General features: G+C 31.2%; 15 protein-coding genes and 1 other annotated feature. All 15 genes read right to left on the bottom strand.

The window, feature by feature from the left end:
- Positions 1 to 114: 114 nt before the first annotated feature.
- The 15 genes from CA_RS08785 to CA_RS08715 all read right to left on the bottom strand — a co-directional run bounded on the left by CA_RS08785 (position 115) and on the right by CA_RS08715 (position 16717).
- Positions 115 to 1173 carry a type IV pilus twitching motility protein PilT gene (locus CA_RS08785; protein ID WP_010964997.1) on the bottom strand — a complete coding sequence of 353 codons (1059 nt, stop codon included), beginning with the start codon at positions 1171 to 1173 and terminating at the stop codon, positions 115 to 117.
- 254 nt (positions 1174 to 1427) lie between these two features.
- The gene (sigK, locus tag CA_RS08780; protein ID WP_010964996.1) at positions 1428 to 2132 is read right to left on the bottom strand and encodes an RNA polymerase sporulation sigma factor SigK; all 705 of its coding nucleotides are present in this window, start codon (positions 2130 to 2132) and stop codon (positions 1428 to 1430) included.
- Between the two features lie 181 nt (positions 2133 to 2313).
- The gene (locus tag CA_RS08775; protein WP_010964995.1) at positions 2314 to 3912 is read right to left on the bottom strand and encodes a penicillin-binding transpeptidase domain-containing protein; all 1599 of its coding nucleotides are present in this window, start codon (positions 3910 to 3912) and stop codon (positions 2314 to 2316) included.
- A 63-nt stretch (positions 3913 to 3975) separates the two neighbouring features.
- A complete protein-coding gene (locus CA_RS08770; RefSeq protein WP_010964994.1) occupies positions 3976 to 5196 on the bottom strand; it encodes a peptidase U32 family protein in 1221 nt (406 codons plus the stop codon).
- Positions 5189 to 5839 (bottom strand): O-methyltransferase, encoded by a 651-nt coding sequence (locus CA_RS08765; RefSeq protein ID WP_010964993.1) that lies wholly within the window; start codon positions 5837 to 5839, stop codon positions 5189 to 5191. Before CA_RS08765 ends, CA_RS08770 begins: the two co-directional genes overlap by 8 nt.
- 15 nt (positions 5840 to 5854) lie before the next feature.
- Entirely contained in the window at positions 5855 to 6874 is a 1020-nt protein-coding gene (gene mltG, locus CA_RS08760; RefSeq protein WP_010964992.1) for an endolytic transglycosylase MltG, read from the bottom strand.
- A 20-nt stretch (positions 6875 to 6894) separates the two neighbouring features.
- Positions 6895 to 8712: a translational GTPase TypA gene (gene typA, locus CA_RS08755; protein ID WP_010964991.1), complete on the bottom strand. Its 1818-nt coding sequence runs from the start codon at positions 8710 to 8712 to the stop codon at positions 6895 to 6897.
- A 197-nt stretch (positions 8713 to 8909) separates the two neighbouring features.
- Positions 8910 to 10577: a ribonuclease J gene (locus CA_RS08750; protein WP_010964990.1), complete on the bottom strand. Its 1668-nt coding sequence runs from the start codon at positions 10575 to 10577 to the stop codon at positions 8910 to 8912.
- A 68-nt stretch (positions 10578 to 10645) separates the two neighbouring features.
- Positions 10646 to 11101 carry a Fur family transcriptional regulator gene (locus CA_RS08745; RefSeq protein WP_010964989.1) on the bottom strand — a complete coding sequence of 152 codons (456 nt, stop codon included), beginning with the start codon at positions 11099 to 11101 and terminating at the stop codon, positions 10646 to 10648.
- 26 nt (positions 11102 to 11127) lie between these two features.
- The gene (locus CA_RS08740) at positions 11128 to 11391 is read right to left on the bottom strand and encodes a DUF1292 domain-containing protein (protein ID WP_010964988.1); all 264 of its coding nucleotides are present in this window, start codon (positions 11389 to 11391) and stop codon (positions 11128 to 11130) included.
- A gap of 52 nt (positions 11392 to 11443) precedes the next feature.
- Complete coding sequence (gene ruvX / locus CA_RS08735; RefSeq protein WP_010964987.1) at positions 11444 to 11851, bottom strand: Holliday junction resolvase RuvX; 408 nt, start codon at positions 11849 to 11851, stop codon at positions 11444 to 11446.
- A 77-nt stretch (positions 11852 to 11928) separates the two neighbouring features.
- Positions 11929 to 12189 carry an IreB family regulatory phosphoprotein gene (locus CA_RS08730; protein WP_010964986.1) on the bottom strand — a complete coding sequence of 87 codons (261 nt, stop codon included), beginning with the start codon at positions 12187 to 12189 and terminating at the stop codon, positions 11929 to 11931.
- Positions 12190 to 12274: 85 nt separating this feature from the next.
- Positions 12275 to 14920, bottom strand: coding sequence for an alanine--tRNA ligase (gene alaS, locus CA_RS08725; protein ID WP_010964985.1), 2646 nt, complete (start codon positions 14918 to 14920; stop codon positions 12275 to 12277).
- A 53-nt stretch (positions 14921 to 14973) separates the two neighbouring features.
- Positions 14974 to 15144 (bottom strand) — a binding site (T-box leader).
- Positions 15145 to 15195: 51 nt separating this feature from the next.
- Entirely contained in the window at positions 15196 to 16221 is a 1026-nt protein-coding gene (locus CA_RS08720; RefSeq protein ID WP_010964984.1) for an AI-2E family transporter, read from the bottom strand.
- Positions 16205 to 16717, bottom strand: coding sequence for a PRC-barrel domain-containing protein (locus CA_RS08715; RefSeq protein WP_010964983.1), 513 nt, complete (start codon positions 16715 to 16717; stop codon positions 16205 to 16207). The genes CA_RS08720 and CA_RS08715 overlap by 17 nt, the downstream gene beginning before the upstream one ends.
- Positions 16718 to 16805: the final 88 nt, after the last annotated feature.

Below are 16805 nucleotides of genomic sequence, written 5' to 3'. Positions count from 1 at the left end.
TTTTATCACAAAAATTTATCAAATACCATAGTATTTTATGAAATTGTAAATTTATTAACTTTTAACTTAAAATTTTTACCACAAACTTGCTTTTATTTAATTTTTACGCTTCATTTATAGTATAAGCATTTTAGTCACGAATTCTTTATCTACACTTGACTGCACAGCGGTTTCATACGATATTATTCCCTTTTTATACAAATCTATTATACATTTATCCATAGTTATCATACCGTACTTGCTTCCTGTCTGAATAAGAGACTGTATTTGATGAGTTTTTCCTTCCCTTATTAAATTTTGTACAGCTGGTGTGAAGGTCATTATTTCAAATGCTGGTATTCTTCCAGACTCGTCCTTTTTCTTTAAAAGCTGCTGAGAAACTACTCCCTTAAGAACAGAGGCAAGCTGAATTCTTACTTGCGTCTGATTATGCTCAGGAAATACATCGATTATTCTATCTATGGTTTTATCCGCACCAATAGTATGTAATGTTGAAAGTACTAGATGACCTGTCTCTGCTGCCGTAATAGCCGCAGTAATAGTTTCCATATCTCTCATTTCTCCTACAAAGATTACATCTGGGTCCTCTCTTAAGGCCGCCTTTAAAGCTGCCACATATGAACCACTATCTTTTCCGATTTCCCTTTGATTTATTAAGCTTTTATTACTCTTATGTACATACTCTATAGGATCTTCAAGTGTAATTATGTGACGTTTTGTATTTAAATTAAATTCATTTATAATTGATGCAACTGTTGTACTTTTTCCACTTCCTGTTGGTCCTGTAACAAGAACAAGTCCCATTTTAGCATTTATTAAATCATTAAAAACATCTGGAAACCCAAGTTCCTTAGGGCTTAAAATTTTTGATGGAATATTCCTAACAGCTATGGCGTCGTTTCCTCTTTCCTTATACACATTAACTCTGAACATACCAACACCATTAAGAGTGTATGACGCATCAAATTCTCCTGCCTTCAAATATTTATCATAGTCATCACCAAGCAGCTGCATAGCATAATTTTTTACTTCATCCTTAGTTATCTTATTTTTATCGTTTAATACATTTAACTCACCATTTATTCTAATTACCGGCTGAACATTAACAGAAATATGAAGATCTGAACCTTCTTTTTCAACAAGTATTTTAAGTAAGTCTTTTAAGTTTTTCATTTATAAATATTCCTCCCTATTTAACCCCCCTGAATATAATAAGTTTTAAAGCCTTTTCTTAGTTTATATAAAGGTAGGCCAAAACTCATAATATTCAAGATATTTTACCATAAATTAGTAAAAATAAGTCTTTTCTTATTTTTTTATTTTTTAATGTTTTTATAGAAATTTAACCATAAGTTCTAACTTTTATAACATTTTTATTATAAATTAATTTTTATATAATTACAATTATATTGTTACAAAGCATGTTTTTATATTTTGCAGTTTCCGTTTAGTTGCCTATACAATTTTTTTAATGCCCTCTTTTCTATTCTTGAAACATATGATCTAGATATACCCAATATTTGTGCTATCTCTCTTTGATTTCTTGGTTTTCCATCACCGAGACCATATCTCATCTTAATTATTGCTTTTTCACGTCCTTTTAGCACTCTATTTATCTCTACATAAAGTTTTCCAATTTGAATTCTGTTCTCAACTATTTCAATTACAGAATCGTCATCGCTGCTCAATATATCGATAAGTGATATTTCATTCCCCTCTTTATCTACTCCTATCGGATCTTGAAGATAAACCTCATTCTTGCTTTTTTTATTATTTCGTATGAGCATTAATATCTCATTTTCAATGCATCTAGCAGCATAGGTTGCAAGTCTAGTACCTTTTGATACATTATATGAATCAATGGCCTTTATAAGCCCTATGGTGCCTATGGATATTAAATCATCAACTTCTTTACCTGAATAAGAATATTTTTTTACAATGTGAGCTACAAGTCTTAAATTTCTTTCTATGAGTATGTTTTTTGCAAGGGGATCACCTTCCTTTAACTTTTTTAAATAATACTTTTCTTCACTTTCGGAAAGTGGTTGAGGAAACGATGCACCGTTACCAATATAAGCTACAAAAAATGTGATACTTCCCACTATATTAAATAAACAATACATTACAAACACAGGTAATCCTCCTAATAATGCTTTCAAAACTAACTTAAGTTTAACCACAATTACGGTTAAAACTATTTATCCTACGCTGTTATAGGTATTCTCGTTACTTTGTAAATTAGAAAACCTATCAATTTATACTATTCACAAGACATAATTTTTGTTACCTTTTTAAAGAAATAAATTAGCTGCCCTATTTATTTAAATCCGTTACTATTTTTTTAAATATAGGAGCTGCTTCAGAGCCTGCGCTTAGTTTCTCATCTATCCCAGGCACAAATATAACAGCTGAATAGTTTACACCCTTTAAATCAAAGAATCCAACAAACCATCCATCCACACTCTTAACATCATGTCCGTTTATTCTCTGTGCTGTTCCTGTTTTTCCTCCTATGCATTTATTATTTGTATACGCAAGTTTACCTGTTCCATCTTTATCTGTTAATACCTTCTTAAATTGCTCTTTCATTATATTTGCAGTGCTTTCTTTTATAACCCTTGAACTGTAAATTTGATTTGTTTTTACTTTATCATTTACAATATATGAATCAATAATATGGGGCTTTACATATATGCCGTGATTAATTACAGTATTTGGGATAGCAATTGCTTCTATAGGCGTTATTCTTATACTTTGACCATAGGAAAGCAAACTTAAATTACCTTCACTATTAGAATCGTTATTATCAAGTCTTCCCTCCGACTCTAAATCAAAGTTTAAAACCTTATTAAAAAGTCCTTGTCTTTTACTAAGATCATATATATTATCAAATCCAGCTAGATGTCCTATGTTTATAAAAACATCATTTGATGATATTATAAAAGCCTTTTCTGGAGTGCAGTAATCATAAAGTTTATCCTCACTAAACTCTCCTGTATTTTTTATTGGTTTATTTAAATCCAGTTTGCCAGTTTCAATTGCAGCTTCCTCAACTACAGCTTTAAATATGGAGCCTGGATAGTATATTCCACCACCACCAAGATTTATGTTAGGGGCATATTTATCCTTTTGTACCATAGCTCTTACTGCTCCATTATCACTCTGCATTAAAATTGCTGATACCTGTTTCAATCCACTGCTGTCTAGTATATTCTGAACTTTATCATTAATGTCCTTATCTATAGTTAATTTAACCTCTGATTTACCTTTATTTTGCCCACCATTAGTTGCAATTAGATTTCCATATGAATCATTTACAAAGTTTTTTTCAGGAAATGGGGAATTCTTAAATTCATTATATACAGCTTTTTCTATAGAGGCATTGGCTTTAAACTTCTTGTTATCCTTATCCATAGGATTTGTAATAATGTTGCATATATCCGAAGCCTTATCCCTATTTACCTCATCAACAAAATAAGTATATACTCCATTTACATTTTTAAACTTTGAAAGATCATTATAAAGTGTTTCATTGATGCTCCAGTATATTTTGCTTGATTCGCTTTTAATATCTATGTTAGTTAAATCGTATTTATTATCGTAATTTTTTAATATATAAGATAATGCATAAAGCTCTCTTTTATTTGTATCACTATTGTTTTGCGTAAAAATATATGGATTTATTACAACATAATATTTTCTGTTAAAAGTAAGCATATTTTTGCCATTACAATCCACAACATCATAATTTATATTTTTAATTCTCTCACTTGATGTATTTTGTCTGCTGTAATTAGTCTCTAAATCTTTACTATATACATTCATAATTAAATAAAGCCTTGTACATAGAAATGCAAATACCGCAAATATACCTAAAAAAATCAAAATACATTTTATTCTTGTTCTCTCCATAAAAAAAACACCTCACTTTAATCCATTTTGGACCAAAATAAGGTATTTTATTCAGGTTACATGCTAATTTTTACCTTTAATCAGCATATTTCCGCTTTCAAGCACTTTATCAGTTTTAATAGTATATATCATTTGCGCTACAGGTGTGCTCTCAATTGCCTCTCCATCTTTGTTTTTCAAATCTTTAAGTTCTATTTCAAGGTTTTCTCCACGAGGCCTTAAAACCTCCACTTTATCTCCAGCATAACACTTATTTCTCTGCTCTATAACTGCTATTCCAGTTTCTTTATCATAGCTTCTAACTATACCAACAATATCAAAATCTCTTATATAAGATGAAGATTCATAGTGCTGTTTATTACTATCGCCGTAATAAAATCCTGTAGTATATCTTCTATGACTTGGCTTAGTAAGATATTCCATCCACTTTTCATTAAACTTATATTCCTCTGGATTTTCAAAATATGTGTCAATAGCTTCTCTATATGCTTTTACTACAGATGCAACATAGTATGAACTCTTCATTCTTCCTTCAATCTTTAAGGAATCAATTCCAGCACTTATTAAGTCTGGTATATGCTCTATCATGCACAAATCCTTAGAATTCATTATATAAGTTCCCTTTTCATCCTCATAAACTGGGAAGTATTCGTTTGGTCTCTTTTCTTCTACCAATGAATACTTATATCTGCATGGTTGTGCACAAGCACCCCTATTGGAATCTCTTCCTGTCATATAATTAGAAAGAAGACATCTTCCTGAGTAAGATATGCACATAGAACCATGTACAAATGCCTCTATCTCACAAGTTTCAGGTATTTTTTCTTTCATTGATTTTATTTCTTTTAATGAAAGTTCTCTTGCTACAACTATTCTCTTAACTCCCTGCTTATGCCAAAATATAGCTGTTTTATAGTTAACACTATTGGCTTGTGTGCTAAGGTGAATTTCCAGGTTAGGTACAACTTCTCTAGCTGTCATAATTATGCCTGGATCAGATACTATAACTGCATCCGCCTTAATTTCATAAAGATCTTTTAAATACTCTTCAAGCCCGTTTAAATCCTCATTATGAGGAAAAACATTTAGTGTAATATACACTTTTTTATTTCGGCTGTGTGCAAATTCTATTCCTTCTTTTAATTCATCTAGCGAGAAATTATCAGCAAAAGCTCTTAAATTAAGTTTACTACCACCTAAATAGACAGCATCCGCACCGAATTCAATAGCTGTCTTTAATTTTTCAATATTACCTGCTGGTGCTAAAAGTTCGGGTTTATTCATTGCTTTTCCTCCTTGTTGTGACTGCAATTCCATCTCCCATTGGAATTACTGATGTAGTAAAGTCAGGTCTATTAGAAACAACGTCAAGGTATCTTCTCATTCTTTTAACAATTGTAATCTTTCTTCTCTCTAAAAGATCATTGCTGGCAACCATTCCTCTAAATAATACATTATCTGCTATTATTATGCCGTCATCCTTTAGAATCCTCAAAGACTCGTTAAAAAAGTCCTCGTAATGTCCCTTTCCTGCATCTATAAAAATAACATCATACTTGTCATTTAAACTCTTAATTACATCTATACATTCTCCATTTAGAACTTCAATTCTATCATCTAATCCAAACTTCTTTATATTTTCTAATGCAATTTCAATCATTTTATCACTTCTATCAACAGTTGTGATATGTGCATTTGAATTCAAAGCCATAAGTGATGCAGAATAACCTATTGCCGTACCAAGCTCTAAAATTTTAAGTGGTTTTTTTACCTGCATCATAAATTCGAGAAATTTTGCTGTCTCTTTGTGAACTATAGGCACATTGTTTTCTGCCGCATACTCTTCTAATTCCTTTAATACACCTTCATGCTCAGGAATTAAATTTCTAATATAATCACTTATATAGTCATACATTATTTTGCCCATAAAATTTCCTCCAAATTAAAATCCTTGAGTTTTTTTCTTAACCTTTAAAAACTCATTATAATCACTTGTAAAGAAGTGAGTTCCATCATTATTCGAAACAAAATAAATATAGTTTGTGCTGGAAGGATTTAACGCAGCTTTAATAGATTCTTTACCTGGAGAACATATTGGTCCTTCCGGCATACCGTCTATTAAATAGGTATTGTAATTTGATTTTGTCTTTAAATCTGCATTGGACAATTTATTTTTGTGATGACCAAGTGCATACTCAACTGTGGCACAAGACTGCAGCTTCATTTTAATTTTTAGTCTGTTAAAAAATACGGAAGCTATAACTGGTCTATCCTTATCTACTTCTGCTTCTCTTTCAACAACTGACGCCATTATTATTGTTTGGTCCACATCGCTTCCACTCTTGCCAGTGTCCTTTTGTGCTTGTTTAAATACTTCATCAAATCTCTTAATCATAGTATCAATAATATCTTTTCCCTTTGTACCTTTTTTAAATTCATAGGTATCCGGAAAAAGGTACCCCTCAAGCTTATACTTTCTGTTGTCGTCATTTTTTATGTACTTAGGTATACTATAATTCTTGCAAGCATTTATAAATTCATCTCTATTTATTAATCCCTTTTTATCAAATAAATTAGCAATCTCCTCTATATCATATCCTTCAGGTATAGTAACCTTAACATAGTCACTAGAAAAGTTTCCTTCAGCTATATCTTGAAAAAACTTCTTTGAAGATTCCCCTTTTTTTATTGAATAAAGTCCCGGCTTTATATCACCGGGAACTTTATTATATTTAATGTAAGCTTTTATAAATAGTTTATTCTTAATCATATTCTGTTTATCTAATCTGTTCATAACAGAATATGGATTATCACCATTATTTACTTGAAAACTAACATCGTTTTTAATTTTAAAAGGGTAATTCATAGCATGCTTAAAATATGCAGCTGATGCACAAATTAATACTAGGATTAAAAACAGAAATATATAAACTTTCTTCTTTAAAATAGTTTGTACTTTCATATTACCCATTCCTCTAAAAGCTATTTTCTTTTCTTCTTACGTAAATTTGTATCTAAGACTTTCTTTCTCATTCTAATGCTCTTTGGAGTGATTTCTACCAATTCATCAGATGCTATAAACTCAAGACATTTCTCTAAAGACATGTCAGGAATTGGAACTAATTTTAAAGCATCATCAGCTCCAGAAGATCTAGTGTTTGAAAGATGCTTTTTCTTACAAACATTAACTTCGATATCTTCGGCTCTTGAACATTCTCCAACTACCATTCCTTCGTAAACATCTACTCCAGCACCAACAAATAATCTTCCTCTTTCTTGAGCACTGTACAATCCATAGACAACTGAAACTCCTGTTTCAAAAACAACTATAGATCCTCTTGATCTTTCAGGAATATCTCCTCTAAATGGTTCATAATCTATAAGTGTAGAGTTCATTATTCCATTTCCCTTTGTATCTGTCATGAACTCATTTCTGAATCCAATTAAACCTCTAGAAGGTATTTTGAACTCTAATCTTGTATAACCATTTACAGCTGAAGTCATGTTAACAAGTTCAGCCTTTCTAGGTCCAAGCTTCTCCATTACAACGCCCATAAATTCTTCTGGTACGTCTATTGTGAGCTCTTCAATTGGCTCTAACTTCTTACCATTTTCCTCTTTGTATATTACAGTTGGTTTAGATACTTGGAATTCGAATCCTTCTCTTCTCATTGTTTCTATCAATATTGAAAGATGAAGTTCTCCTCTTCCACTTACCTTGAATTTATCAGCTGAATCAGTTTCTTCAACTTTTAAACTTACGTTTGTCTCTAATTCCTTTTCAAGTCTGTCTCTTAAATGCCTTGATGTAACGAAATCGCCTTCTCTACCTGCAAAAGGAGAATCATTTACCATGAAGAACATGCTTAATGTAGGCTCATCAATATCTACAAAAGGTAATGCTTCTGGTCTAGATGCATCTGCAATTGTTTCTCCGATATTAACATCAGGTATTCCTGAAACTACAGCAATATCTCCAAACTTAACTTCATCAGCTTCAACTCTCTTAAGACCTTCATAAGTAAATAAGCTTGAAATTTTTACATTTTCCTTTGCTCCATCACGTCTTATTAAAACAGCCTGCTGATTCTTCTTTATAGATCCTCTTTCAACTCTTCCTATTGCAATTCTACCAACATATTCATTAGAATCTATTGTAGAAACAAGCATTTGAAGTGGTTCATCAAGATATCCTTCAGGACCTTTAACGTATTTAACAATAGTCTCGAACAAAGGTTCCATTGTTTCGCTTTCATCATCTACATCAAGCTTAGCAATACCAGCTTTTGCAGAAGCATAAACTATTGGGAAGTCAAGTTGATCTTCATCTGCACCTAAGTCTATAAACAAGTCCAAAACTTCATCTACAACTTCCATAGGTCTAGCATTTGGCTTATCTATTTTATTTATTACAACTATTGGTTTTAATTTAAGCTCTAAAGCTTTTTTCAAAACAAATTTAGTCTGAGGCATAGGTCCCTCAAAAGCATCTACTAAAAGAAGAACACTGTCTACCATTTTAAGTACACGCTCAACCTCTCCACCAAAATCAGCATGTCCTGGAGTATCTACTATGTTAATTTTAATTCCATCATGCATTAAAGATGTATTTTTAGAAAGTATTGTTATTCCTCTTTCTTTTTCTAGATCATTAGAATCCATTACTCTCTCTTCAACTTTCTCATTTGCTCTAAAAACATGACTTTGTCTAAGTAAAGCATCCACGAGAGTAGTCTTACCATGGTCAACGTGGGCTATTATAGCAATATTTCTTATATCATTTCTAGTAATTTTTTCCATTTCTCTTCCTCCGTATATTTCACTAATACTACGTGAAATCATAAATAAAAATTGGATACGTAAAGCATCCAATTTTCTAGTACCAATTAATATTTTAATATTAAGTATTTAAAAAGTCAATCTACTTAAACCAAAGTAAACTATTTCATAAAAAATTTATTTATTTTTTTATTTAATTCCTCTAATATGAATTAAATTTACACTTCCATAATTATAGGAAGTATCATAGGCTTTCTCTTTGTTCTCTCATAAAGGAATATTCTTAATACATCCTTTATGTTTGATTTTATAGTTGCCCACTCTGTAATGTGCTTTTCTTCACATTCAAGCAGTGCTGTCTTTACAATTTCTTTTGACTCCTCCATTAAATCTTCAGATTCTCTTACATACACAAATCCTCTTGAAATAATGTCAGGTCCAGCAATTACAGTACCACTTACTTTTTCTATAGTAACAACAACTGTTACTATTCCATCCTGTGAAAGATGTTTTCTATCTCTTAAAACTATATTTCCTACATCACCTACACCAAGACCATCTACAAACACTTTACCTGCAACTACAGTATCGGTTTTCTTTATGCTGCTTCTTGTTAATTCTATAACGCCACCGATTTCTGGAATTACAACGTTAGCTTTAGGCATTCCTAAATTGGTTGCCAGCTCTTTATGCTGTTTTAAATGCCTGTATTCTCCATGGACTGGTATAAAAAATCTAGGCTTTATAAGAGTATGCATTAGCTTAAGTTCTTCTTGACAAGCGTGACCTGAAACATGGACATCTGCCAAAGCTTCATAAATAACTTCTGCACCTTTTTTAAATAATTGATTTATAACTCTTGAAACCAACTTTTCATTTCCAGGTATAGGGTTAGCTGATATTACTACCATATCGCCTTCCTGTATTTTTACTTTTTTGTGTTCCTGAGCTGCCATCCTTGTAAGTGCAGACATTGGCTCTCCTTGGCTTCCTGTAGTAATTATAACTATTTTGTTATCGGCGTATCTATTTATGGCATCAATGCCTATTAAAACACCTTCCTTAACTTTTAGGTAACCAAGTTCAATAGCTACAGCTACTATATTTTCCATACTTCTTCCCGAAACCGCTACTTTTCTATTATAGCGTTCTGCGGCCTCAACTATTTGCTGTATTCTGTGAATATTAGATGCAAAAGTTGCAACTATAATTCTTCCTTTAGCCTTTGTAAATACAGTGTTAAAAGTTTCCCCCACTGTAGTTTCTGACATAGTATATCCTGGTCTTTCTACGTTAGTGCTGTCGCACATCATAGCAAGAACACCTCTCTTGCCAAGCTCTGCAAATCTTGCAAAATCTGCTACACATCCATCTATAGGTGTATAATCCACCTTAAAATCTCCTGTGTGAAGAACTACACCCATAGGTGTATGTATTGCAATAGCTACAGAGTCTGCAATACTATGACTTTGTCTTATGAATTCAATAGACATGCTATTGAGTTTAATTATATCCCTAGGCTTTACTACCTTTAAATCAACTTTACTAAGCAAATTATGCTCTTTAAGTTTAGTTTCAACTATTCCAATAGTAAGTTTAGTACCATATACCGGAACATTTAACTCTTTTAAAACATAAGGCAACGCACCAATATGATCTTCATGTCCATGAGTCAAAAATATTCCCTTTACCTTTTCCCTATTCTTTATTAAATAAGTTACATCAGGTATTACTAAATCTATACCGAACATTTCTTCATCTGGAAAACTAAGACCGCAATCTATAACAGCTATCTCCTCTCTGTATTCGATAACCGTAAGATTTTTTCCTATTTCATCCACCCCACCTAGAGGTATAATTTTAATCTTATCTTTTTCTCGTCGCATTATCTACTACCCTCCTTCGTTACTCGATTTTATTAATTTAATTTTTATATTTAAACTACAAATATTATTTATAGTTTTTTTCTACATTCACTGCATATTCCATAGAATTTAACGCTATGGTTTTTAATTAAGAAATGGTACTTATTTTCTATACAATCTTCTAATTCATCTAATAAATCTCCCTGAACTTCTGTAACCTTTCCACATGCAGTACAAATTAGATGATGATGTTGATGCGGCTCATTTTCGTGCACCAATTCATATCTGCTTAAGCCATCGTTTAAATCCAACTTACTTATAACGCCCAGTTCATCTAAAAGTTGAACTGTTCTATATACTGTTGCTAAACCTATCTCCGGACATTCTAACTTTACTAAATCATACAATTCTTCAACCGTAAGATGCTGCCCTTCATTATCAATTATAATATCCAAAACGGCTCTCCTCTGAGGAGTAAGCTTATATCCTTTATCTTTAAGATTGTTCTTTAGTTTTTCTATTTCTAAAGGAGATAATTTTGCCATCTTACATACCTCCCATCCCATATATTTTAATTCATATCATCTTCTGAAAACAATGTTTCATAAGCCTCGCTTACTACATTAAATTCATTATCATCCTCAACTGTCACTAATACATCGTTACCATCTGAGTCTTTATCTATTCTAAGAATTATTGCTTCAGAATCATTTGATTCTTCTGGAACAACAACTACATATTCCTTGTTTTCTATATCCATCTTGGTTACAACCTGGAAATTTCTTTCCACACCATCTTCATCTATAAGTGTTATTTGAGTTATATCATTATCCATGAAACTAAACCTCCAGTATATTTTAGAGTTACCTTTAACTTTTGTCAATGTATTAAATACTGTTTAGATACCCTTGAAGTATATATGTAGCAGCTACTTTATCAACTAATTTTTTTCTTTTTTTTCTAGAAAGATCAGCTTCAAGCATCGCTCTATTTGCAGTTACAGTTGTCAATCTCTCATCCCACATCTTTATGGGTACATTTATGTTTTGTTTAATAACTTCACAAAATCCAAGCACTTTTTCACTTTGAAATCCAATTGTACCATTCATATTTTTGGGAAGACCGCACACTATGGTATCAACTTCATATTTTTCACACAATTCTTTCAATTCTTTTATATCTTCTTCTTCGTTTTTTCTTCTTATAGTAGTTATACCTTGAGCTGTAAATCCAAGTGGATCGCTAAGTGCTACTCCTATAGTCTTATTGCCTACATCAATACCGAGTATCCTCATACAAATCTCCTTTTTATTATAAGTAAACTTACATAATTAAAACTTAAGTTAAAATAAAAATGCTCCTAAGAGCACTTTTATTTTATACCAAGATATGATTTTAATACTTCTTCAAGTATTTCATCTCTCTCAAGCTTTCTTACTAAAGCACGTGCGCCATTGTAATTGGTTATGTAAGTGGGATCTCCAGATATCAAATACCCAACCAATTGATTAATAGGATTATAACCTTTTTCCTTTAATGAATTGTAAACTTCATTCAATATCTCTTTTGTTAAATCCTCTTTATTTTTCAAAACATCAAACTCAATTGTATTATCGTTAATTTCACTCCCCAATTTACACTCACCCCTTTTTTGTTAGTGAAAAGATTTTATACTGAAATATACTATATATTATAAAGCATATTTTAGTAATTGTATACTACTTTACTAATTTTTCCATAATATTTCCTACTTCTTTTAACGCAGTTTCTAATTTTTCTCCATCTTTTCCTCCAGCTTGAGCCATATCTGGCCTTCCGCCTCCATTTCCTCCACACATAGAAGCAACCTCTTTTATTACTTTTCCACAGTGAACGCCTTTTTTTACTGCATTTTTTGAAGCCATTGCTACAAATTGTACTTTTTCGCCATCTTTACTTGCAAGTAGAACCATACCATCGTCTATTTTATTTCTTACTTTATCGCATAATTCTCTCAAGGTATCTCCACTTATTCCTTTTACTTCAGAGGCAACATACTTAACTCCACTTACTTCCTTTACTGAACTTAGTATATTTTCTTCAAAGCCTGAAGCTAACTTTCCTTTAAGGATATTTATTTCCTTTTCTTTTTCTTTTAATTCACTATGATATTGATTTATTTTATTTAAAATATCCTTCTTAGAACATTTAAGCTCCTGCTCAATATTTCTTATAAGATTATCATTTTCTTCAGTATATCTAACAGCTTCTTTACCTGTTATTGCCTCTATTCTTCTTATTCCTGCTGCTACACCAGACTCTGATATTATCTTAAATAAGCCTATTTCACCAGAATTATTTACGTGGGTACCTCCACATAATTCTCTACTGAAGTCTCCAACAGATACTACTCTTACCCTATTGCCATACTTTTCATCAAATAAAGCCATAGCTCCTGTTTTCTTTGCTTCGTCAACAGACATTATATCAGTTTTCACATCATATGCAGCCATTATTTCATCATTAACCATAGCTTCTACTTTTAAAATTTCTTCATCAGTAAGAGCTGTGAAATGTGTAAAATCAAATCTCAATCTTTCATTATCAACATAAGAACCTGATTGATTTATATGACTTCCTACAACCTTTTTAAGTGCTGCTTGAAGCATATGAGTGGCTGTATGATTCTTACATATATCTTTTCTCTTTTTATAGTTAACTTCAAGAGTAACATTTTCATTCTTTTCTATTGAGCCTTTTACTACCTGAACTATATGTATTATTTTCCCTGATATATTGTTCTTGCAGTCAACAACTTTAGCTTCTCCATTTTTACCAAAAATAATACCTTTATCTCCTATTTGTCCACCCATCTCTGCATAAAAAGGTGTCTCCTCTGTTACAACAATTCCACTTTCTCCTTCGTTTATAGTGGAAACAAACTCATCATCTTTTATTAAAACTTCAACCTTTGAATCTGTACTTGTAGAATTATATCCTACAAATTTTGTAGTAACACTTTCAGGTAATTTATCAATTAATTTTATTTCTTTACCCATGTAATTTGATTCTTCTCTTGCATCTCTTGCTCTATTTTTCTGCTTTTCCATTTCACTATGGAAATCATTCATGTCAATTTCAATGCCCTTTTCTTCTAATATTTCTTGAGTAAGTTCTACAGGAAAACCGTAGGTATCGTACAATCTGAATGCTTTTTCACCGGACATTACTTTTTTGTTTTCAAGAGACAATTCATCTATATAATTCTTTAATATTTCCATGCCGCTGTCAAGTGTTTCATCGAATCTTTTTTCTTCTATTTCAATTACATTCTTAATATAATCTTGCTTTTCCTCAAGTTCTTTATAAGCACCTTTAGAATTTTTTATAACCACATCACACAATCCGCATAAGAATGTTTTTTCTATTCCTAAAGTTTTACCATGTCTTGCTGCTCTTCTAAGAAGTCTTCTAAGTACATATCCTCTTCCCTCATTAGAAGGTAATATACCATCACTTATCATGAAAGTTACACTTCTTATGTGATCTGTTATTATTCTAAGAGAAACATCATTTTTATGGTTCTCACCATATTTTACATTACATATTTTACATACAGCATCTAACACCTCTCTTATAGTGTCTATTTCAAATATGCTGTCTGTATTTTGCATTATAGTTGCTATTCTTTCAAGCCCCATACCCGTATCAATATTAGGATTTTTAAGCTTATTGTAGTTTCCATCTTCATCTTTATCAAATTGAGTGAAAACTAAGTTCCAAAACTCAATTACTTCATCCTTATCTTGAAGCTCAATAAATTTTTCTCTTGTTTTTATAAGATCAGGCTTTTCTCTTCTATCAAAGTGCATTTCAGAACATGGACCGCAAGGACCTGAGCCGTGCTCCCAAAAATTATCTTCTTTTCCGAACCTAAATATTCTACTAGGATCAACTCCTGCTTTTTCAGTCCAAATTTTGAATGCTTCATCGTCATCAAGATATATTGTTATATATATTCTATCCTTAGGGAACTTAAGTACTTCTGTTATATACTCCCACGCCCATGAAATAACTTCTTCTTTAAAATAATCTCCAAAAGAAAAGTTTCCAAGCATCTCAAAAAATGTACCATGTCTTGAAGTTTTTCCTATATTTTCTATATCTCCAGTTCTTATACACTTTTGACATGTTGTTACTCTTGTTTTAGGTGGAGTTTGAAGTCCAGTAAAATAAGGTTTTAAAGGAGCCATACCCGCATTTATAAGCAAAAGACTCTTGTCATTTTTCGGTATGAGTGAAAAACTCGGAAGTCTTAAATGCTCTTTTTTCTCAAAAAAACTCAAGTAGCTTTCTCTTATATCATTTAATCCCATGTATTTCATAATCCAATCTCCTCCAATTTAATTCAATATACAAAAAAGCCTTCATCCCTAAACAAAGGGACGAAAGCTATAATTCCGCGGTACCACCCTAATTACACTAAAATAAAGTGTCTCTCTTAAAAAAGTTCAGAGATAGCTTCAAATCATTACATAGGAAGTTTTCACCAACCACTTCTTCTCTTTATATGCAAATTGATTTTACTAATTCTCATCATCACTCTAATATAACTAACACATATTATAAAAGATAAATCTGCATATGTCAATATAAACTACTAAAAAAGGTAATAATTCAAATCCTCATAAATAACTTTTATTATGACTCCTACAGGTATAGCAAGTATCATTCCCCAAAAGCCAGCAATTTTTTCTCCAGCTATCAATAAAATTATTACAATTAAAGGGTGCATGTCAATGGATTCCCCTGTTATTTTGGGTGCAATCAAATTACCCTCTATTATTTGAACAATGTAAAGGCATACTGTAGTATAAATACCAACCTTTGTGGAGTGTAAAAATGCTATGATTATAGCTGGAATAGCTCCAAAAATAGGACCAAAGTACGGTATTATATTAAACAAGCCATTTACTATGGACAATATTATAGGATAATCAACTTTAAATACTATAAGGATAATGAATGTAAGCAAGCCTACAAAGGTACATAATATTATTTGAGTCACATTGTATTTGCTTAAAACATTATCTACATCACACATTATTTTCTTTACAAGCTTCCTATAGCTCAAAGGGAATATTACTAGTATTTTGTTTCTTATGTTTTCCCCATCTGCAAGAAAATAATATGATATTATTGGAACTATTGCAATATCAACTATGTTTTTTCCAATACTCATAACGAAATTAAAGAGCTTCGATACTATTTCCCTAAGTTCATTATTAAACTTTGAGTATATGGTAACTATAAAAGTTTCTCCAGCCATTCCTTGAAGCGTAGGTTTTAACTTCTTATTTAAAAAGTCTATATAATACTGTATTTCATTTTTAGTCATATTTATATTAAGTGTTTCTTTAAATATAGAAGGCACTAAAAAAAACATGAACAATATACAAAAAAGCGTTAAACTACCTAAAAGAAATGCTGCGGATTTTCTAGCACTTAAGCCCTTTTTTACAAGGCACTTATGAAAAGGTTTAACAGTGTACGCAATTAAAAAAGCTACTAAAATAATATAAATTATTTCACTTAAAATTTTAACTTTTTTAAACAATAAATAAAGCAAAATATAGGTTAAAATAATGCCAAGAATTAAAATAATATATCTATATATTTTTTTCATTTTTATCATCTTCCATTGAAATCGAGTGAAACACCCTTACAAAACTTAAATTTTTATCATTGGAAAAACAGAACAAATTTTTCTTACCCAGCATATAGTTGCCTTCCAGTATTATTTTTTTCCCCGAAACTAGGTTAGCGAAAAAACCTCTTGATACAATAATTCCCTTGATTTTAAAGGTCTTTTCATCAAACATTATTTCCTCAACCATTCCAAGAATTGTACCGTCATAATTTATAACATCCATATTTTTTATGCTATTAAACCTTATAAAACTCCCTTTATAGGGCACATAGTTTACAATCATCTTGGAAGTAAAACTCACCATATTTTTTACAGAAATGCAGCAGTGTTTGTTAAATACTTTTCCTTTATTAATTTTAAAGCCTAACACAAAACCAGAGCTAAAGTTCAAGATAACATCATCAACTGCTCCTATTTTTTCTCCCTTTGTAGAATAAACATCTGCACCTATAAATTCTCTACTTCTAATCATATATATCACCATGTGTTTATTATGTATGCTTTTACTTTTAATATACCTAAAAATAAAATATCCTTACATTTAATACATGTACAATTAA

The sequence above is a fragment of the Clostridium acetobutylicum ATCC 824 genome, assembly GCF_000008765.1.
Taxonomy (GTDB): Bacteria; Bacillota; Clostridia; order Clostridiales; family Clostridiaceae; genus Clostridium_S; species Clostridium_S acetobutylicum.
This window is presented reverse-complemented; position numbering and strand designations above follow the sequence as displayed.

What these genes read in the sequence shown, in the direction of transcription:
- CA_RS08770 (WP_010964994.1), bottom strand. Translation starts at nt 5,196, where the DNA reads ATGAATAAACCCGAACTTTTAGCACCAGCAGGTAATATTGAAAAATTA.
- CA_RS08750 (WP_010964990.1), bottom strand. Translation starts at nt 10,577, where the DNA reads ATGCGACGAGAAAAAGATAAGATTAAAATTATACCTCTAGGTGGGGTG.
- alaS (WP_010964985.1), bottom strand. Translation starts at nt 14,920, where the DNA reads ATGAAATACATGGGATTAAATGATATAAGAGAAAGCTACTTGAGTTTT.
- CA_RS08775 (WP_010964995.1), bottom strand. Translation starts at nt 3,912, where the DNA reads ATGGAGAGAACAAGAATAAAATGTATTTTGATTTTTTTAGGTATATTT.
- ruvX (WP_010964987.1), bottom strand. Translation starts at nt 11,851, where the DNA reads ATGAGGATACTCGGTATTGATGTAGGCAATAAGACTATAGGAGTAGCA.
- CA_RS08740 (WP_010964988.1), bottom strand. Translation starts at nt 11,391, where the DNA reads ATGGATAATGATATAACTCAAATAACACTTATAGATGAAGATGGTGTG.
- CA_RS08765 (WP_010964993.1), bottom strand. Translation starts at nt 5,839, where the DNA reads ATGGGCAAAATAATGTATGACTATATAAGTGATTATATTAGAAATTTA.
- CA_RS08715 (WP_010964983.1), bottom strand. Translation starts at nt 16,717, where the DNA reads ATGATTAGAAGTAGAGAATTTATAGGTGCAGATGTTTATTCTACAAAG.
- CA_RS08745 (WP_010964989.1), bottom strand. Translation starts at nt 11,101, where the DNA reads ATGGCAAAATTATCTCCTTTAGAAATAGAAAAACTAAAGAACAATCTT.
- CA_RS08785 (WP_010964997.1), bottom strand. Translation starts at nt 1,173, where the DNA reads ATGAAAAACTTAAAAGACTTACTTAAAATACTTGTTGAAAAAGAAGGT.
- CA_RS08720 (WP_010964984.1), bottom strand. Translation starts at nt 16,221, where the DNA reads ATGAAAAAAATATATAGATATATTATTTTAATTCTTGGCATTATTTTA.
- typA (WP_010964991.1), bottom strand. Translation starts at nt 8,712, where the DNA reads ATGGAAAAAATTACTAGAAATGATATAAGAAATATTGCTATAATAGCC.
- mltG (WP_010964992.1), bottom strand. Translation starts at nt 6,874, where the DNA reads ATGAAAGTACAAACTATTTTAAAGAAGAAAGTTTATATATTTCTGTTT.